The organism is Paenisporosarcina sp. P4_D4, from assembly GCF_056401835.1.
This window is the reverse complement of sequence record NZ_JBFUIO010000379.1, coordinates 1-800: the sequence shown is the minus strand read 5'-3', so window position 1 is coordinate 800 and position 800 is coordinate 1. Positions and strand designations below refer to the sequence as shown.

Below are 800 nucleotides of genomic sequence, written 5' to 3'. Positions count from 1 at the left end.
CTACTGCTCTATATTGACCATTTACGTTATATAGATAATTAGATAATTGACGTAATTGCTTCTCATATTGCTGAGGATTTTGCATCCATGTGGAAACCTGCTTGGTGTCAAATCGTGATAAGGATGAAGGCGTTGATTGCAATGACCTGTTAAGATGTCTTAGTGTCATGTTTCTAATTGCAGCGAACTGTTCTTGCTGTTTAATCAACTTTGCCTCTGCCTCTGATTGTTGTGAAAGTGAAGTGGCTGCGTCTTTCTTTTCATTCGTCATTGTTTTCCTCCTTTCTTGTCTTATAATTTATTAATATGGGGATGGTTTCTTAAACATAAATAGAGATGCCACATCTACATCTTGTCGTTTTCTGCTTGTAATATTTCTTCTTCTCATCTGTTGCAAATACCAAGCCAACATTGCAATACTGTATGCTCTGTCATCATGCATTTTACTAGCTTTGTCTGGAGGTAAATCATATCTGATACTTCCATTTGCACTCTTGAAACTATAAATATTTACTAGCTCTTCTTTCGCTAAATCCATATTGATTAATGATAATTCTTCTGTTTGCGTTAATTTGTAGCGATTAGATTCTCCATTGTCATAAGTAAATATGATTTCACCTTTGTAGTCATAGTTTTCTGTAAAGGAAATTAAATCTAATGTAGTCATTTCTACAAGTGCAGCGAACATCTCATTTTTATATTTTTTAGGAGAAAGTAACCGAACTTTATCAGCCGCATTTGGATATTTACTAATATAAGTTTGATATTCATCGTTGGTCTTATCAATTAAACCTTTGTGG

General features: G+C 33.8%; 2 pseudogenes. Both read right to left on the bottom strand.

Annotated elements, in window-relative coordinates:
- Nucleotides 1–271, bottom strand: a pseudogene (locus tag AC1DSL_RS18965) (hypothetical protein); the annotation flags it as partial.
- Nucleotides 272–301: 30 nt separating this feature from the next.
- Nucleotides 302–800, bottom strand: a pseudogene (locus AC1DSL_RS18960) (terminase); the annotation flags it as partial.